11 protein-coding genes and 1 tRNA gene are annotated in these 17,732 nt (G+C 66.0%); 3 read left to right on the plus strand and 9 right to left on the minus strand.

Annotated elements, in window-relative coordinates:
* Window positions 1–135 precede the first annotated feature (135 nt).
* Window positions 136–2,463, plus strand: a complete 2,328-nt coding sequence (locus ACZ1H8_RS02185; RefSeq protein WP_465181320.1) for a putative bifunctional diguanylate cyclase/phosphodiesterase — start codon at window positions 136–138, stop codon at window positions 2,461–2,463.
* Between the two features lie 4 nt (window positions 2,464–2,467).
* On the opposite strand, the gene ACZ1H8_RS02190 is transcribed toward ACZ1H8_RS02185, so the two are convergent.
* On the minus strand, window positions 2,468–3,415 hold the full coding sequence (locus ACZ1H8_RS02190; RefSeq protein ID WP_465179783.1) for a hypothetical protein: 948 nt from the start codon (window positions 3,413–3,415) through the stop codon (window positions 2,468–2,470).
* 159 nt (window positions 3,416–3,574) lie between these two features.
* On the opposite strand from ACZ1H8_RS02190, the gene ACZ1H8_RS02195 reads away from it, so the two are divergent.
* Window positions 3,575–3,651, plus strand: a tRNA-Trp gene (locus tag ACZ1H8_RS02195).
* Window positions 3,652–3,757: 106 nt separating this feature from the next.
* On the opposite strand, the gene ACZ1H8_RS02200 is transcribed toward ACZ1H8_RS02195, so the two are convergent.
* On the minus strand, window positions 3,758–5,437 hold the full coding sequence (locus ACZ1H8_RS02200) for a DUF5597 domain-containing protein (RefSeq protein ID WP_465179784.1): 1,680 nt from the start codon (window positions 5,435–5,437) through the stop codon (window positions 3,758–3,760).
* Window positions 5,438–5,768: 331 nt separating this feature from the next.
* Between ACZ1H8_RS02200 and ACZ1H8_RS02205 the strand changes: the two genes are divergently transcribed.
* The gene (locus tag ACZ1H8_RS02205; protein WP_465179785.1) at window positions 5,769–8,174 is read left to right on the plus strand and encodes a TonB-dependent receptor; all 2,406 of its coding nucleotides are present in this window, start codon (window positions 5,769–5,771) and stop codon (window positions 8,172–8,174) included.
* A 110-nt stretch (window positions 8,175–8,284) separates the two neighbouring features.
* On the opposite strand, the gene ACZ1H8_RS02210 is transcribed toward ACZ1H8_RS02205, so the two are convergent.
* The 7 genes from ACZ1H8_RS02210 to ACZ1H8_RS02240 form a co-directional block, all read right to left on the minus strand.
* The gene (locus tag ACZ1H8_RS02210; RefSeq protein WP_465179786.1) at window positions 8,285–12,196 is read right to left on the minus strand and encodes a PAS domain S-box protein; all 3,912 of its coding nucleotides are present in this window, start codon (window positions 12,194–12,196) and stop codon (window positions 8,285–8,287) included.
* A 142-nt stretch (window positions 12,197–12,338) separates the two neighbouring features.
* Entirely contained in the window at window positions 12,339–13,508 is a 1,170-nt protein-coding gene (pobA, locus tag ACZ1H8_RS02215; RefSeq protein ID WP_465179787.1) for a 4-hydroxybenzoate 3-monooxygenase, read from the minus strand.
* The gene (locus tag ACZ1H8_RS02220) at window positions 13,505–14,452 is read right to left on the minus strand and encodes a Gfo/Idh/MocA family oxidoreductase (protein WP_465179788.1); all 948 of its coding nucleotides are present in this window, start codon (window positions 14,450–14,452) and stop codon (window positions 13,505–13,507) included. Before ACZ1H8_RS02220 ends, pobA begins: the two co-directional genes overlap by 4 nt.
* 42 nt (window positions 14,453–14,494) lie before the next feature.
* Window positions 14,495–15,391, minus strand: a complete 897-nt coding sequence (locus tag ACZ1H8_RS02225) for a class III extradiol dioxygenase subunit beta (RefSeq protein ID WP_465179789.1) — start codon at window positions 15,389–15,391, stop codon at window positions 14,495–14,497.
* Entirely contained in the window at window positions 15,391–15,828 is a 438-nt protein-coding gene (ligA, locus tag ACZ1H8_RS02230; protein WP_465179790.1) for a protocatechuate 4,5-dioxygenase subunit alpha, read from the minus strand. Before ligA ends, ACZ1H8_RS02225 begins: the two co-directional genes overlap by 1 nt.
* Complete coding sequence (locus ACZ1H8_RS02235) at window positions 15,825–16,850, minus strand: amidohydrolase family protein (RefSeq protein ID WP_465179791.1); 1,026 nt, start codon at window positions 16,848–16,850, stop codon at window positions 15,825–15,827. Before ACZ1H8_RS02235 ends, ligA begins: the two co-directional genes overlap by 4 nt.
* Window positions 16,847–17,710: a DUF1932 domain-containing protein gene (locus tag ACZ1H8_RS02240; RefSeq protein ID WP_465179792.1), complete on the minus strand. Its 864-nt coding sequence runs from the start codon at window positions 17,708–17,710 to the stop codon at window positions 16,847–16,849. The genes ACZ1H8_RS02235 and ACZ1H8_RS02240 overlap by 4 nt, the downstream gene beginning before the upstream one ends.
* Between the last annotated feature and the right edge of the window lie 22 nt (window positions 17,711–17,732).

Genomic DNA, 17,732 nt, shown 5'->3' on the forward strand with positions numbered 1-17,732 from the left:
CGGGGCGCCTTTTTCGTCAGGAACTAGCTTCGTCGGCGGCTGAAATAGTTGCAGCTGCAAGCGATCCTAAACCTCTCGCTAACCACCTTGCGCTAGTCTGGCGGGGTGACCGATCAGCCGACCTCCCGGTTCGCGATGCCGCGCATCGACGCCCCCGCACTTCTTGGGCTTCACGAGCCGCAGGATGCCACCGACTGGGGCCCGATCCGCGCTGCCCAGTTGAATGCCGGAAGCGAGCTCGCAATCTTCATGTTCGCGGCCAATCTCGTCGCGGCCGCGCTCGTCACGCTCGTCCTCGCGCCCGTCGCGCCCTTGTGGGCGCTCGCATCATGGGGCGCGCTCACCGGAGCAATCGGCTGCGGTGTCGCCTTCCGCCGCCTCGCCGCGCGCGCGCGTCACGGTCTTACCGCCTCGCTGAACGATGTCCGCGACACCGCGCTCGACGGCATCGCACTGGGGGTCGTCTGGTCGATCCCGCCCCTCGCTTTCGGCCATCTGGGCACCATCGAGACGGCGTTGTCGCTGTGGATCATCTTCTCGCTGCTGATGACCGCCAGCGCGGTCGCGATGGCGGCGCTGCCGCTGGCGACGATCGCCTTCGTCACGATCCTGGGCCTTTCGATGACGGCGATGCTCTGTCTCGTCGCCGCTGCGGACCTGGCCGCCGCCACGCTGATCTTCACCACGCTGCTCATCGTGACGGTCTTCCGCCGCGGACATTCGCTGGTCGTGATCCGTGCCCATGAACTCGCGATCGCCGAGCGCGACGAAACGGTCAGCCTGTTGCTGCGCGAGTCACAGGACACCAGCGCCGACTGGCTGTGGGAGATCGATGCCCACCGCCGGGTGAGCCGCGCGAATCCGGGCTTCGCCCTGTCGATCGGAGCCGACCCCGCGACGATCAACGGCACGCCGTTCCTCCAGCTGGTAGCCGGCCCGAGCTGGGATAGCGGCGACTTCGCGCCGGGGCTGCGCGAACTGGCCACCCGGCTCAAGGCCAGAGAGCCGTTCCGCGACCTGCTGCTGCCCGTCCAGGTGGGCAGCGACCAGCGCTGGTGGCAGATGTCGGCCACCCCGCGCTTCGACGAGCGCGGCGGCTTTATCGGCTTTCGCGGCGTCGGCTCCGACGTGACCGAGGCGCAGCATTCGGCTGCCCGGATCAACCGCATGGCGCGCTACGACACGCTGACCGGCCTGCCCAACCGGCTGCTGATCCACGAGACGCTGAGCGGCGCGATGGCCGAGGCGGAGAAATGGGGATCGCGCTGCGCCTTCATGATGCTCGACCTCGACCGGTTCAAGGCGATCAACGATACGCTCGGCCATCCGGTCGGCGATCGACTGCTCGGCAAGGTCGCCGACCGGCTTCGCCTGCTGATGACCGAGAACGAGATGATCGGACGGCTGGGCGGCGATGAGTTCGCGGTGGTGGTTCTCGATGCCGCCGACCGCGATGGCGTCGAGCAGCTGGCGCAAACGATCATCGAGACGCTCACCCGCCCCTATGAGGTCGACCAGCATACCCTCTATATCGGCGCCTCGATCGGCCTTGCCTTCGGCCCGCGCGACGGCCGGACCGCGGAGACGCTGATCCGCTCGGCCGACCTGGCGCTCTACCGGTCGAAGGATGCCGGCGGCGGTCTGTTCCACGCCTATGAGCCCCAGTTGCATCTGGCAGCGGAGGAGCGGCGGGTGCTGGAAATCGCGCTGCGCGGCGCGGTGGCCAATGACGAGATGCATCTCCACTACCAGCCGGTGGTCGATGCAGAGACCGGGCGGTTGACCGGGTTCGAGGCGCTGCTGCGCTGGACCCACCCCAAGCTCGGGCCGATCTCGCCCGCCAAGTTCGTGCCGCTGGCTGAGGAAGCGCGGCTGATCGGACCGATCGGCGAATGGGTGCTGCGCACCGCCATCGCCGAGGCGGCGCGGTGGGAAACGCCGGTCCGCGTCGCGGTCAATGTCAGCCCCGAACAACTGTACAATCCCAATTTCTTCACGGTCGTCGCCCAGGCGCTGAACCAGTCGGGCCTCGAAGCCGATCGGCTCGAACTGGAGGTGACCGAAGGCGTTTTCATGCGCCACGGCACGGTCGCGGTGCAGGTGCTGGAGAAGCTGCTCGACCTCGGCATCCGCCTCAGTCTCGACGATTTCGGCACCGGCTATTCCTCGCTCGGCTATCTCAGCCGTACGCGTTTCTCGTCGATCAAGATCGACCGTAGCTTCGTCCAGGCCGCGTCGCGCGGCGCGAAGGAGGCGATCGCGATCATCCGCGCGGTGGTGGCGCTCGCCGACAGTCTGGGGATGGCGACGACCGCGGAAGGCGTCGAGACCGAGGACGAGCATCTGATGGTCCGTCGGCTCGGCTGCACCAAGGTCCAGGGCTATTATTTCGGCCGCCCCCTGCCCGCGCCGGAAGCGCATGCCCTGACCCTGTCGAGCGACGGCACCGCGGCCGCCGCCTGAGCGGTCAGGCGAAGACCATGTCCGCCGGCCGGCCCATCACATAGGCGCTGGCCGGCGCTTCGAAGGGAAAGCCGGTCGTCGCCATCCGCTCGAGCAGCCGACGCGTGTTGCGATAGCTGGCAAGGCTGGTCGCCATGCAGGCCTCGTCGTTCATCCACGCCTGCGAGATCACGACCCCGCTGCCCTTGCGGATCAACTTCCCTTCGGAAACCATCGTCCCCACCCGCCGCCGGACGGTGGTGTCCGGCAACCCGATGACGCGCGCCAGCACGCTGATCCGCATCGCATCGAGCAACTCGTCGGGCACCAGTTCGCGCTGGTCGCGATATTTGAGCGCCAGCGGGCGATCCTTCGCCACCCGCGCCAGATTGCCGCACAAGATGGAAGAGAATAGCGCGAGTTCGACGATATCCTCATGCGTGCCGCGATTGGTGTCCGCCGCGGCCAGCATCATGTCGACCGCGATCTGCACGCCGACGCGCAGGTCATAGGGCACGCCCGGTCGCGATCTCGGCATCGCGATATCGAGCGCAGCCATGTCGTCGATCAGCCGGACGAACCGGTCGTGCGTCTCGATCATCAGCGCGGCGAAATGCGGCAGTCGCAATCCGTCGGGAGTCGCCGCAACCCCGCCTTCCAGCCGGACGCACAGGCCCATGTCGACCAGCGCGTTCACATGCCGGCGCATCGTCTCATATGGCTGTGACATGGACGATGCGAGCGAATAGACCGAGATCGTCCGGCCCATATTTGCACCGCTGTCCCCCTCGAGATCGGGCATGGTCTGCCGCACGATCAGCGTGAAGATCGCGAACCGCTCCAGCCCGCCGTCCAGCGCCCGGACACCGGAGGCGACGATTCCGGTCTGCATCTCGGCGAGCAGACGGGTGACGATCCGGATTGCAGGAAACTCCTCGGCATTCGCCGGAACGAATCGGGGCATCGAGGTCATCAGGTCTCTGTGTGCCCATTTCGGGGACAAACGGGAATCCGGAATTTTCCTCAGCAACGTTCCGTAACAGACGGATTGCTCTCCGGCGTGAAAGCGCGGGCAATCGACCAACATCCTCTTGCCCCCGCACCCCGGTCCCGCTAAAGCCGCGTTCCGCACAGGGGTGTAGCTCAGTTGGTTAGAGCGTCGGTCTCCAAAACCGAAGGCCCTCGGTTCGAGTCCGAGCTCCCCTGCCATCTCTCAGTTCCGGATCCCCGAGCGCCGCGCACAATGTGGCGGACACTGGCTGGCGCCTGAGCCATCTGAAAACGGGCGCGACCGGCAACGGGCCGCGCCCCGCGTTCAGTTGCCGACCGAGCCCATCGTGACCTTCAGCATCACCGGCCGATCGGTGAAGTTGAATCCGTAATCGGTCTGGTCGCCGTTCCAGCGGCGCGTCGCCACCCATTTGCCGTCGACGAAGCTTCCCTCTTCGGTGCGCAGGATCTGCGCCAGCTCGCCGGCCGCGGGCTTGGCAAGGCCGATGCGGATGCGGACATGGGTGCCGGTGATCAGGAAGCTGTCGGGCGCGATCTGCGCAACGACCATGCCGCCGGTGTCCTTGTCCGCCTCGGGATGCTTGTCGATCTTGAACCAGTTCCATTCGGGCTCGCCCATCTGCCACAGGCCATATTGCGCGCTGATCTTCCACCGGCCCATGACCCTCGACTGGTCGGCCTCGGGAAAGCCCTTGGCGGTGCCCCAGACCGGATTCTCGAACGCGATGCGCGCCCAGTCGGACGCCATCGGCTTCAGCAGGCGATAGGGCGCGGCGAACGCCTCCAGCGTGCCGTCGTCGAACGTCTTGGCGCCCAGTGGATAGTTGAAGAAGCCCGTCGCATCCATGCCGAACGGCGCGAAGCCGATCCCGCCATGGCCAAGAGTCGGCCAGAAGAAGCGGGCATATTCGCTGGCATTGCCGATCTCGGGCACCATCAGCGCATTGTCGGGGCGCGCATATTTGTCGAGGAACGAGGCGACCGCGGGCGCGTCGCGGGTATAGATGTCGGGCGCCACCAGATCGATATGCGGCGCCGCCACCTTCCAGATCGGAATGACGTTCCAGTTCGGTCCGCCCGAGGGTCCGACATCGCCATTCTCGTCGGTAAAGGCGTTGCCCAGCGCGGCATTGACGTACATCGGCAGCGGCTTGACCGCCTTCCCCGCCGCCGCGATCTCGTCGATATATCGGGCGAGATACCAGGTATGGAAGAACTGCTCGGCGCGCTTGCCGAACACGTCGGTCCAGTTGCCCGACTTGACCTTCAGCGCCCGCACCAACTCGGCGGGCACCGGCCCGTTGAACAGGCGGACCGCCTCGGGCGCATGGTCGCGCTTGAGCGTGTAGCTGCCCGCCTCATTCTCCGGCTGGACCATGATGACGGTGTTGTCGCGGTCCACCTTGGCCAGATGCGTCATCAGCGCGACGAACGCCCGCTTGTCCGCCTCCAGCGTGGTGCGGCTGTGCGGGCTCATCGCGTGATGCGGCTTGCCGTCTGCGGTCCGCATCCGGGGGAAGCGCTTCGCATCGCGCTTGACCCATTCGGGCACATAGCTGTTGCCGGTGTTCTTCCACGTCGCGAACCACAGCAGCACCAGCCGCACCTTTTGCTCGCGCGCCTGCGCGATCAGCGTGTCGACGAACGAGAAGTCGAACTTGCCCTCCTCCGGCTCGACCTGTTCCCAGGCGATCGGCATTTCCAGCGTGTTGGCATGCATCGCCGAGATTACCGGCCAGACCTTGGGCAGCGCGTCGGGATAGTTGCTCGAATTGTTCGCCTGCGCCCCAAGCATCAGGAACGGCGCGCCGTCGACGATCAGGGCGTGACGGCCATTCTTCGACACCAGGCGCGGCACCTCCTGCGCCGCCGCCGGAAGCGCAGCGACCGCGGACAAGGCGAGACCCGCGGCGATCGACGCGAGGCGCAGCCAGGACTTGCCCTTGCGGCCCGTCATCGACCGGTCATGCGTGCTGCTCATCATCGTCTCCCCTTTATCGTCTTGCTGGTCCGCATACCGCCCGCGCGTGGCGGGGATAGCGCTACCATGGCCCTGATGAAGTTTCTCGCGCGCAGGGGCAAGCTTGATCTTATAAATCCTATGGAGCCACCCCTTCCCGTCCGACCAGAGGTATCAGTCGAGTGTATCAACCATCTACATTTCAGCATTGTTGACTATCGATCGGCGGCCATCCGGCCAATGAATGAATTAGTTTTGTAGCATTACAGTTATTGACAATAGCCGTTGCCGATCTAAACTCGGGACCATTGTTGATCGGGGGCGCAGAGACCTCCGCACGACAGGGGAGGTATCGATGAACGGGCTTCGATCGAAGACGCGCGCCGCTTTCATGTATGGCGCAGCCGCGGCAGCATTTGCACTCACTGGCGTCGCGACGCCCGCATTGGCGCAGGACAGCCCGGTGCAGGAAAGCCCGGCCGAGGCGAGCGAGGCGGATCCGACCGAGATCATCGTCACCGCCCGGCGGCGCGAGGAAAGCCTCCAGGACACACCGGTCGCGATCTCGGCCTTCAGTTCCGAGATGCTCGAGCAGCGCCAGATCCTGCAGACGCAGGACCTGGAGCGCATCACGCCCAGCCTCCAGTTCAAACCCGCCGGCCAGCTGTCGGGCAACAGCGCCTCGTCGGTCGTGTTCATCCGCGGCGTCGGCCAGGTCGATCCGACCGCGGCGGTCGATCCGGGCGTCGGCATCTATCTGGATGAGGTCTATCTCGGCCGCGCCGTGGGCGGCGCGATCGATTTCGGCGACATTGCCGGGGTCGAGGTGCTGCGCGGGCCGCAGGGCACGCTGTTCGGCCGCAACACGATCGGCGGCGCGATCCTGGTCCGCACTCGCCAGCCCGAACTCGGCAAGTTCGGCGCGCGCGGCCGCGTGCGTGTCGGCAACGACAATCTGGTCGAGGGCTTCGCCTCGCTCAACATCCCGATCGGCGACACGCTGGCCGCGCGCGTCTCGGGCGGGTTCCGCAAGCGCGACGGCTATGTCATCCGTGCGGTCGACGGCCTCGATCTCGGTAACGAGAATGGTTACTCGTTCAACGGCGCGCTGAAATGGGAGCCGTCGAGCGATTTCGACCTGTTCCTGCGCGCCGATTATTCGAAGCGCGACGAACATGGCGCGCCCTTCGTCTTCGCCGGGATCAACGAACAGGCGCCGGTCGCCGCGATCGTCAGCGTCGCGGCGGGCTGCCCCGGCGCGACCATCCCCTTCGCGCCGATCACCCCCGGCAATCCGCGCTTCGGCGCGCCGAACGTGCCGCTGATCAACGACAGCCGCTGCGCCAACGACTTCCAGGCGCGCGGCGACTTCGTCAACGGCGGCACCGCGCCGGTGATGAGCATGTCCGAGGTCTGGGGCGTGGCCGGCACGGCCAATATCCGCCTGACCGACCAGGCGCTGGTCAAGCTGATCTCCGCTTACCGCGAGACCGAATCGCGCGGCATTCGCGACGCGGACAACACGCCCTTCACGATGATCACCACCGATGTCGGGTCGAAGTCGCAGCAGTTCAGCCAGGAAATCCAGCTCCAGCTTGATTTCGGCAAGGTCAGCGGCATCCTGGGCGGCTATTATTTCAACGAGACCACCAACGAGCGTGCGACGGTGTTCCTCGCCTTCCCGCCATCGCCCCCGGTGATCTCGTCGATCCTGGCCGGCGGACCGACCAGCCGCGACCTTCAGCTGTCGCGGCTCAAGACCGACTCGCTGGCGGTGTTCGGCGAGGCGACCTGGGCGCCGGTCGACGGGCTCGAACTGAGCGGCGGGCTGCGCTACACCTCGGATCGCAAATTCTATCAGGGGACGGTGTTCAACCTGTTCCCCGCCACCCTGCCCGACCCGAACCCGCTGCCGACGCTGGCGACGACCCAGGGCGGACCGCTGTTCATCTTCAACCGCCCGTTCCAGCAGAGCTTCTCGGCGCTGACCGGATCGGCCAGCGTGCAATATCGCTGGACGCCGGCGATCAGCACCTATGCGTCCTATGCGAAGAGCTTCAAGTCGGGCGGCTTCAACACGCGCTACAATGCCGCGACCGTGGACAATCTGCCGGTGCCGTTCGGCGAAGAGAGCGTGACCAGCTACGAAGTCGGCGTGAAGACCAATATCGGTCGGCTCCGCCTGAACCTCGCGGCGTTCGAGGCGCAATATAGCGACATCCAGCTGATCTTCCGCCAGGGCGTGGTGCCGCTGCTGTTCAACGCCGGCGAGGCGCGCATCCGCGGGCTAGAAGCCGAAGCGAGCTACCGCGCACCCTGGGGCCTGATGTTCGACGGCAGCGTCAGCGTGCTCGACGACAAGATCAAGAGCATCACCCCGATCCCCGGCGCGACCGCGACGGTGACGCCGAACGACGACCTGCCCTTCACCCCCGATCTGCAGGCCAATTTCGGCCTGTCCTACGCGATCGAACTGGGCGGCGGCACGACGCTGACGCCGCGGATCGACGGCAGCTATACGTCGAAGATCACCTTCATCACCGGCAGCATCCCGCTGATCGAGGAGGATGGCTATTTCACCGGCAACGCCTCGCTGTCGCTGAAGCTCGACAATGGGTTGGAGCTGACCGCGGGTGTCAACAACGTCTTCGACGAGCGCTATCTGATCCAGGGCAACGCCTCGCTTGCCACGCTGGGCTATGCCGAGCGCATCTTCGCCCGCCCGCGCAACTGGTTCGTGCAGGTGTCGGGGTCGTTCTGATCAAAGGCTACGGGCGACGTTACGCGCCCGGTGGAAGGAACTAAGGGGCGCTGCCGGGGTCGAGATCCCGGCGGCGCCCTTCTCGTGCCGTCAGGGCGCACAGGCAGCAATCAGGGCAGGATTCCCAGACTCTCGGCAAGCGCAGCGACGACGTGACGAAACTCCACCGGCTTCTGCAGGCGGGCGACGCCTTCGAACCGCTCCGGGATCACCTCCTGGTCGTAACCGGTGATGAAGATGAACGGCACGCCGTCCCGCTTCAGATCGCCGGCGAGATCGAAGGAGCGGCCGCCGCCAAGGTTGATGTCCAGGATGGCCGCGGTCGGCGTGACATTTCCGATCTCCGCCCGCGCCGCATCCTCGGTTGCGCACGGGCCCAGCACCTCGGCACCCGCGCCGCCCAACACACGCGCCATGTCCGATGCCAGATAATAATCGTCTTCGACAACGAGGATGCGTTGTCCGGGCAGGTCGGCTTGTCCGGTCATGTCGATCGTTCCTCCGAACACGGTGGCGCGTTGCGGCGCGCCGGTGTCGAGAATGCTGGCCCCGCCCTTCAACGGAAATTCGAGGTGGCATTGCGCACCGCCCTCCTCGATCCGCACCGTCCCGCGCCCGCCCAGCTCATAGGGTATCCTGCCCTCGATCAGCTCGCTGCCGAAACCGACTCGACGGGGCTCACCGGATGCAGGATCGGGCGGCGCGCCGCTCTCGTTCCAGTCGAAGCTCAACCACTGCCTGTCCTGTTGGTCGACAATCTGCCAGCGGACCCGGACCATACCGTCCGCAGCGGCAAGCGCGCCATATTTAAGCGCATTGGTGGCAAGCTCATGGACGGCGAGGGTCATCGTCTCGGCCGCCTTGGGCGACAGTTCGACGTCCGGGCCACCAATGTCGAACTGGCCCGAATGCGCAGCCAGCGCACTTAATTCCTCGCCGACGATCGTGGCGATGCCCACGCCGGCATTGGCGGCGCGGGTCAGCAGCGCCTGGACGCGCGCAAAGGTGTTGAGCCGCCCGACAACCAGTTCGGCATAGTCCTCGACGCTTGTCGCGCTTATCGCCGTCCGGGCCGCGATCGACCGCAGTATCGCCATGATATTGCGCACCCGGTGCTGGAGCTCGGCGAGCAGCACGCCCTGATGCTCGGCGGTCAGCTTCGCCTCGGTAATATCCTCGACGATCCCGCCGATCCGGGGCACGCCGCCATCGCCCCCCAGGGGAAAGTCGGTGTTTCTGAGCCAGCGGAACGATCCATCGGACCGCCGCTGGATGCGGAACTCATGCACCGTTGCCTGGCCCTGGCACGCCCGGTCCAGATGCCCCAGTGCCGCATCGCGGTCCTCGGGCACGATCATCGCCGCCCAGCGCTTCACGTCGCCCAGAAGGGCATTGGCATCGACGCCGTAGATCGTCGCGGCCGCCGGGCTGACAAACTCCATCTCCAATGTCCGGGCATCCCGGATCCACAGGCCCGCGGCCGAGGCGGAGGCGAACTGCTGAAAGCGCGCCTCGCTCTCCCGCAATGCGGCCTCGCCACGCTTGCGCTCGCTGATGTTGGTGAACAGCACCGCGACACGGCTAAGGCTCCGGTCAAGCGCGAAGATGTTGAGATCGAAAACCCGATTCAGCCTGGGCTCGGCTTCCTCCACCCGGATCGCCTCGCCGGTGTCGAGCGCCCTCCCGTAGAGCTGGGTCCAGCGCGGATTGGGTCTCCCCAGCAATTCGGTGGCAGTCTTGCCGACCGGCCAGCGCATGCCGGTATGCTCGACAAAAGCCGGGTTGACCTCGACGAAGCGGAAATCCGTCCAGGCGCCGCTGTCGTCCTTCAGGACATCGACGACGGCATAGGCTTCGTCCATCGACTCGAACAGCGCGCGATAGCGTTCCTCGCTCTCGCGCAACGCATCGGCGGCTGCCTTGCGTTCGGTGATATCGCGCCAGAAGACGGCCAAGGCGCCGTCGGCGGTCGGATAGACGCGCATCTCCAGCCACAGCGCCCGATCGCTCGCCCAGGCATATCGATGCTCCAGGATCATTGGCTGACGGTCTGCCATCGCCTTTTTCAGCACCCGTCCGACCTCCGAATGCTCGGTCCCCGGAAAGGCCTCCCAATGCGAACGCCCGACGATCTCGTCACGCGGCCGACCGTCCATTCGCAGGGCCTCTTGATTATGCTCCAGGATCGTGAAGTCGGGTCCGATCACTCCGAATGCTTCAGCCATGCCGTCGAGCACGCCGCGCAGCCGCGCTTCACTCTGGCGCAGCGCCTCGGTCGATTGTTTCTGTTCGGTCACATCCGTATGCGCGCCCACCAGCCGCACCGCCCGGCCGCTCGCATCGCGTTCGATATCGGCGCGGGCGTGGACCCAGCGCACTTCGCCGTCCGACGGTCGAACGATACGATATTCCGCGTCATAGCTGCGCGCGTCGCTCTCCAGCGCATCGAACAGGGCATGCTCCGCATGGTCGCGATCGTCGGGATGGACTCGCGCCAGCCAATCTGCGTGGCTCTCTTCCCGGCCGTCCAGGGGGAGTCCGTGAAGGCGGAGATATTCGGGCGAGCGAACGCTGCGCAGTCCCTCTGCAACATCAATGTCGAGCCCGCCGACCTCGCCGATCCGTTGAACCCGCGCGAGATCGGCCTCACGCTCGCGCAGCGCCGCCTCGGCTCGGGCACGCTCGATCGCCGCCCAAGTGCGATCGGCGACCTCCTTGACGAGTTCCAGCTCGGTATCAGTCCAAGCGCGAGGTTCGTTCTGATTGACGGCCAGAAGCGCACTGAAACGCCCGCCCTTGACCAAGGGCACGCCGATGGCCGCGCGCGCGCCGATCGCGGCATAGGCAGCCCGATCCTCGGCATCGAGTGACACGTCGGCTTCGCTGTCGGCGACGCTGGACATCCGGCCGGCCTGCCAGCCGGGGAGCCGCTTTCGCTGGAAGTCGGAGAGCGGATAACGCCCCGCCAGGCTCGGGACGCCATCGGTAAAGTCCTGCTGAATACTCCACGCATCCCCGTCGGGATCCATGGTGGCGTAGAAAACATGACTCGCACCAAGCTTCTCGCCGAGCATTCGCACGGCGGTGCGCTCCATCCCGGCACTGTCGCTCATCGTACTCAGCGTGTCGCTGAGGTCGAGCAGGAAGGCCTTCTGCTCCTCACTCTGGCGAAGCCCCTCCCCGGCCCGCTTGCGCGCATCGATGTCGATGTTGATCCCGGCCCATTTCTCGATATTTCCCGCGTGATCGATCACAGGCGCGGCGCGGACATTGGTCCAGCGCCACCCGCCATCTGGGGCACGAAGTCGGAATTCGGCGTTGACGAGATCGCGCGCCGCGACGGCTTCGCGCCATTGCCGTTCGGCATAGGCGCGGTCGTCGGGATGGATGGCGTCGAGCCAGCCATAGCCGAGCCACTCGTCCAGGGTCTGGCCGGTATAGGCGCGCCAGCTCGGACTGTCGGCGACAACGACGCCCTCACCGTCCGTCTCCCACACGGCTTGGGCCCAGCTTTCGATCAGCAGCCGATGTCGCGCGTCGTTCTCGCGAAGGGACGCCTCGGCGCGCTTGCGCTCGGTGATGTTCCAGATAAAACCGATGACGCTGCGTTCACCGGTGACCGGATCGGTGGTCGGCGAGGCGCGTTCCTCGATCCATTCGATCTCGCCACTGTCCTGCCGGACGACCCGAAGCTCAGCGTGCCAGCCCTCGCCCGATCGAGCGGCGCGGCGTACCATCGCTTGATGCCGCTCCCGATCCTCGGGATGAATGAGGACGAACCCATCCCGGCTCGAATGGGTTTTCGGGGCGCCGGGCTGGTCGCCGAACAGCGCCAGCGTATTGACCCTGGTCACGCGATCGGTATCGGGGCGCCATTCCCAATATTCCATGCCGCCGGCCTCGAGCGCCTGCCGCAACTTGGCTTCGCTGGCGGCCAGCGCCCGCTCCGCCCTCGAGGCGCGGTCTTCGGCCTCAGCCAGGCGACGATTCAATTCGTCGATCGAGATCGAGCCGTCCGCCATAGAAAACGTCTCCGGAAGCCAGCGAGCGTGTCCGCTTCCAGAAGAACGCACAAGTGATCGGGATGGCAACTATCGGCGAAAAACAGCACGACAATGGGGTAATGGATCACTCTGTGCCACGATCCGGCGCGGCGACCGGCGGCTACAGCGGCAGCCCGACATAATTCTCCGCAATCGCGGTCTGCATCGATTTCGAGCCCGCGACATAGTCGAGTTCAGCGGCCTGCATCCGGTGTTCGAAGTCCCCATCCTCGGGAAAGCGGTGCATTAGCTTGGTCAGATACCAGCTGAAACGCTCGGCCTTCCAGATGCGGGCGAGCGCGCGTGCCTGGTAGCCGTCCAGTGCGGTGTCCTCGCCGTCCCTGAAATGCGCGATCAGTGCGTCGGCGAGATAGGCGACATCGGACGCGGCCAGGTTCAGCCCTTTGGCGCCGGTCGGTGGCACGATATGTGCCGAATCGCCCGCCAGGAACAGCCGGCCGTGGCGCATCGTCTCGAACACATAGGAGCGTAGCGGCGCGATCGACATTTCCAGCGCGGGGCCGCGAGTCACGCCATGCTGGCTGAGCGGGTTGAACCGCGCCTCCAGCTCGTCCCACAGCCGGTCCTCGCTCCAGTCCTCGACCCGGTCGGTCAGCGGGACCTGGATATAATAGCGGCTGCGCGTCGCGGAGCGCATCGACGCCAGCGCGAAACCCCGCGCACCATTGGCGTAGATCAGCTCGTCATGACAGGGCGGCACGTCGGCCAGGATGCCGAGCCAGCCGAACGGATATTCGCGCTCATATTCGCGCACCGCAGATGCCGGGATCGCCTTGCGCGAGGGGCCGTGAAAGCCGTCGCATCCGGCGATGAAGTCGGCCTCGATCCGCCGCGGCTCGCCGCCCACGGTGCAGGTCAGCGAAGGCGCGTCGCTCTCCAGGTCGTGGAGCGCGACGTCCTTCGCCTCGAACAGGACCTCCAGCCCGCGATCCGGGGCCGCGTCCATCAGGTCGCGGGTCAGCTCGGTCTGGCCATAGACCATGACGTGCCGGCCAGTCAGCGCGGTGATGTCGATGCGGATCAGCCGGTCGTCGGTGGCGAGGTTGAACCCCTCCTCGATCAGCCCCTCCGCATTCATCCGGGCGTCGATGCCCAGCTTGCGCATCAGGTCGGTCGTGACCGTCTCGAGCACGCCCGCGCGGATCCGCCCGAGCACATAGTCGCGCGACTGGCGCTCGACCACGACGCAGGCGATGCCCGCCTGGGTCAGCAGGTGGCCGAGCAGCAGCCCGGACGGCCCCGCCCCGACGATCGCGACCCTAGTCTTCACCGGGCGGCCTCGAGCTGCTTTTCGAGCGAGTCGAGCACGCGGTAGCAGGGCATGACCTGCGCGACGCTGGCATTGGGCTCGCGCCCCTCGCGGATCGCGGCGATGAATTCGCGGTCCTGCAGCTCGATGCCGTTCATCGACACCGCGACCTGCGATACGTCGACCGGCTCCTCACGGCCGGTGACCAGATCGTCGTAACGCGCGATCCAGGTGCCGTTGTCGCAGATATAGCGGAAGAAAGTCCCCAGCGGCCCGTCATTGTTGAACGACAGGCTGAGCGTGCAGATCGCGCCGCTTTCGGCCTTGAGCTGGATCGACATGTCCATCGCGATGCCGAGTTCGGGATGGATCGGCCCCTGAAGCGCATTGGCGGCGACGATCGGGCCGGCCTGATAGGCGAACAGGTCGACCGTGTGCGCGGCGTGGTGCCACAGAAGATGGTCGGTCCAGGACCGCGCCTCGCCCTTGGCGTTCATGTTCTTGCGGCGGAAGAAATAGGTCTGGACGTCCATCTGCTGGATCGACAGGTCGCCGGCCGCGATCCGGTCGTGCAGATATTGGTGCGACGGGTTGAAGCGGCGGGTGTGGCCAACCATTGCGGTCAGCCCGGTTTCCTGCTGCTTCTTCAGCACCGCCTCGCCGTCCGCCAGGCTGTCGCACAGCGGGATCTCGACCTGGACATGCTTGCCGGCGTCCATGCACTGGATCGCCTGGGCGGCGTGCATCTGGGTCGGGGTGCACAGGATGACCGCGTCGAGCCCGGGCTGCTCCAGCGCCTCGGCCAATTCGGTGGTGGCGTGCGGTATGCCATATTTGTCGGCGACCTGCTGCGTCGGCTCGAGCCGGCGGCCGACGACCGAGATCACCTCGACCCCGTCGATATTCTTCAGGCCGTCGAGATGCTTTTCACCGAAGGCGCCTGCCCCCGCGAGTGCGATTTTCATGGGTGTACTCCAGTCTGTCGCCCGGTGCGGCCGGGCATGAGATCATTCGGCGGCGATGCCGGTCGCGACATCGCTGCCGGTCATGTCGAGATCCTCGCCATTGTCGGGTCGCAGCACGAGGTGGCCGATCGCGGTGTTGCTGCATGGCACGTGGTAATGGCGATGCAGCGCCCGCGTTCGCGTGCCGAGCGCGCCGCGCATGATCAACCACATGACCATCTCGATCCCCTCGGATCCGGTCTCGCGCAGATATTCGATGTGCGGGATGCGGCGCAGATGATCGCTCTCGCCGATCAGCCCGTCGAGGAAGCGATTGTCCCACTCGCGGTTGATCAGCCCGGCGCGCGGCCCCTGAAGCTGGTGGCTCATGCCGCCGGTGCCCCAGACCTGGACGTTCAGATCCTCGCCATAGCTTTCGACCGCGCGGCGGATCGCCTCGCCCAGCGCCCAGCAGCGATTGCCCGAGGGCGGCGGATAGGTGACGACGTTGACCGCCAGCGGGATCACCTTGACCGGCCAGGCATCGACGTCGCCGAACATCATCGACAGCGGCACGGTCAGGCCGTGGTCGACGTCCATCTCGTTGATGATGGTCATGTCGAATTCGTCGAGGATCAACGACTGGGCGATGTGCCAGGCGAGGTCGGGATGGCCGATGACGTCGGGCACCTTGCGCGGTCCCCATCCCTCGTCCGCCGGCGCATAGCGCTCGCCGCAGCCGATCGCGAAGGTCGGGATGATCTTCATGTCGAACGCCGAGGCATGGTCGTTATAGACCAGGATCACGACGTCGGGCTTTTCCGACTTCTCCCATTCGCGGGTCCAGTCGTAACCGGCGAAGATCGGCCCGAAATAGGCGTCGCGGTCCTTGCCCTGGTCGTGAGCCACGCCGAGCAGCGGCACATGGCTGGACGCCACGCCTGCAGTGATGCGTGCCATCAGCCTTGCTCCCTTTCAGTGATCGCGCGGGCATTGTCGCGCAGCGAGCGATGCCCGTCGGCCGATCGGCCGCCCGAATTCATCATCGCCTGATACTCCTCGACCGACATGCCGGTCATGGTGCTGACCGCCTGGACGAAGCTCTGCCCGTCGGTCGAGAACACCTTGGCCAGGAAGTAGATATTGCCGCCCAGGTCGAGCAGCCGGTTATAGTCGCGGTCGAGCACCGCCTGTTTCTGGTCGTCGGTGAGCGGCCAGCCGTCGAGATAGGCGCGCTCGTCGGCCTTCCATGCAGCACGGTTCTCCGGCTTCATCAGGCTCATCGCGAACTGGTTGAGATGATAGCCCTGGCGCGCGCGCGATGCGGTGAACACGCGGGTGCCGGGAATATCCTCGAACTCGGAGAGATAGCTGTGGATATCGGGCGGGCTGCTCATCGTCCGCGCTCCTTCAACTTGGCATCGAGGCGCGGAAAGACCCGGCGGGCATTGCCCTCGAAAATGGCGTGGCGGTCGGCATCGGCGATATTGAGCGCGTCGACATAGCGTTTGGTGTCGTCGAAATACTGGCCGGTGGTCGGGTCGATCCCGCGCACCGCGCCGACCATCTCCGACCCGAACAGGATGTTCTTGGTCTCGATCACATCGGCCAGCAGGTCGATGCCCGGCTGGTGATAGACGCAGGTGTCGAAGAAGATGTTGTTCATCAGATGCGTGTCGAGCGACGGCTTCTTCAGCATGTCGGCCAGCCCGCGATAGCGGCCCCAGTGATAGGGCACCGCACCGCCGCCATGCGGGATGATGAAGCGCAACGTCGGGAAATCAGCGAACAGATCGCCCTCCAGCAACTGCATGAAGGCGATCGTGTCGGCGGCGATGTAATAGCCGCCGGTCGCGTGCATCGCCGGATTGCAGCTGCCCGAGACATGGATCATCGCCGGGACGTCCAACTCGACCATCTTCTCGTAAAAGGGGTACCAATAGCGGTCGGTCAGCGGCGGATGGGCGAAATGGCCCCCGCCGGGGTCGGGGTTGAGGTTGCAGCCGATAAAGCCGAGCTCGGTCACGCAGCGCTCAAGCTCGGCGACCGAGTTGGTCATGTCGGCCTTGGGCGACTGGGGCAACATACAGACCCCGACGAACGTCTCCGGGAACAGGCCGACGACGCGCGCGATCAGATTGTTGCAGCGATAGGCCCATTCCTTCGCCATCGCATCGTCGCCGACATGCGGCGCCATTGCCGAGGCGCGCGGCGAGAAGATCGTCAGATCGGCGCCGCGCTCGCGGATCAGGCGAAGCTGGTTGGCCTCGATCGTCTCGCGGATCTCGTCGTCGCTGATCTCGGGATAGCGCGGCGCGGGCACGCCGGCCTTGAACGCGGCCTTCTGTTCCTCGCGCCAGGCGTCATGCGCCTTGGGCAGGACCGTATAATGGCCGTGGCAATCGATGATCATGGTCACGCTGCGTGCTCTCCTGCTCCACGCTCGATCGCATCCAGCTTGGCGGCGAGGCCCTCGGGCGGGGTCAGGCCAAGGCTGCCGATCCTTCGTTGTTGTACGACCGTATAACGGGTCATTCCGGGCTCGACGCCGAGTTGCTCCAGCGTCTTGACCACCTCTTCCATCTCGGCGGCGCGTCGCAGGCCGTGGGCCAGCATCCGGTCGAGATTATAGTCGATGCGCGCTTCCCAGCCCTGTGGCTTCCAGCTGGCGTCGAGCGAGGCGAGCACCGCATCGGCCACGCCCGCCCGATTGGCGGCGAGGATGCATTCGGCGCTGAGCGCCTCGATCCCCTTGGCCATGACCGAGCGGATCATCTTGATCGCGGATGCGGCGCCGATCTCGGCACCGGCGATGCTGACATTGGTGAAGCCGATCGCCGTCAGCGCCGCCGCGCCTGCCTCGGCATGCGGACCGGCGACCAGCAGCGGCACGGCGTGGCGCGCGGGGAGGACCGGCGACATGACCGCGACATCGACATAGCGACCGCCCGCCGCCTCGATCGCTTCGGCAGCGGCACCTTTTGTGCCAGGGGCTACGCTGTTCATGTCGAGCCAGAGCGCGCCGGGTGCCAGGGCGGCGGCGTAATCCCGCGCCGCGGGCAGCGCCTGGTCGGCGGTGACGAGCGACAGGATCGCGGTCGCCCCCGCCAGCGCCTCGGCCGCGGTGTCGTAACCGCTTACCCTGCCTGCCGCATAATCGGCGAGCTTGGCGTCGCGCGAGACCGGGTCGAGCGTCTTCCGGTCGAAGGCGCGGTCGCCGGGGCGGGCAAAGGCCTGTCCCGCTTCGCCATAGCCGATGAAGGTGATCCTCTCGCTCATGGGGGCGAGGCTAGACCTGCTG

It is taken from the genome of Sphingomonas sp. BL-S-25 (genome assembly GCF_055521555.1).

What these genes read in the sequence shown, in the direction of transcription:
- ACZ1H8_RS02210 (WP_465179786.1), bottom strand. Translation starts at nt 12,196, where the DNA reads ATGGCGGACGGCTCGATCTCGATCGACGAATTGAATCGTCGCCTGGCT.
- ACZ1H8_RS02225 (WP_465179789.1), bottom strand. Translation starts at nt 15,391, where the DNA reads ATGGCACGCATCACTGCAGGCGTGGCGTCCAGCCATGTGCCGCTGCTC.
- ACZ1H8_RS02240 (WP_465179792.1), bottom strand. Translation starts at nt 17,710, where the DNA reads ATGAGCGAGAGGATCACCTTCATCGGCTATGGCGAAGCGGGACAGGCC.
- ACZ1H8_RS02200 (WP_465179784.1), bottom strand. Translation starts at nt 5,437, where the DNA reads ATGATGAGCAGCACGCATGACCGGTCGATGACGGGCCGCAAGGGCAAG.
- ACZ1H8_RS02190 (WP_465179783.1), bottom strand. Translation starts at nt 3,415, where the DNA reads ATGACCTCGATGCCCCGATTCGTTCCGGCGAATGCCGAGGAGTTTCCT.
- ACZ1H8_RS02205 (WP_465179785.1), top strand. Translation starts at nt 5,769, where the DNA reads ATGAACGGGCTTCGATCGAAGACGCGCGCCGCTTTCATGTATGGCGCA.
- ligA (WP_465179790.1), bottom strand. Translation starts at nt 15,828, where the DNA reads ATGAGCAGCCCGCCCGATATCCACAGCTATCTCTCCGAGTTCGAGGAT.
- ACZ1H8_RS02185 (WP_465181320.1), top strand. Translation starts at nt 136, where the DNA reads ATGCCGCGCATCGACGCCCCCGCACTTCTTGGGCTTCACGAGCCGCAG.
- ACZ1H8_RS02220 (WP_465179788.1), bottom strand. Translation starts at nt 14,452, where the DNA reads ATGAAAATCGCACTCGCGGGGGCAGGCGCCTTCGGTGAAAAGCATCTC.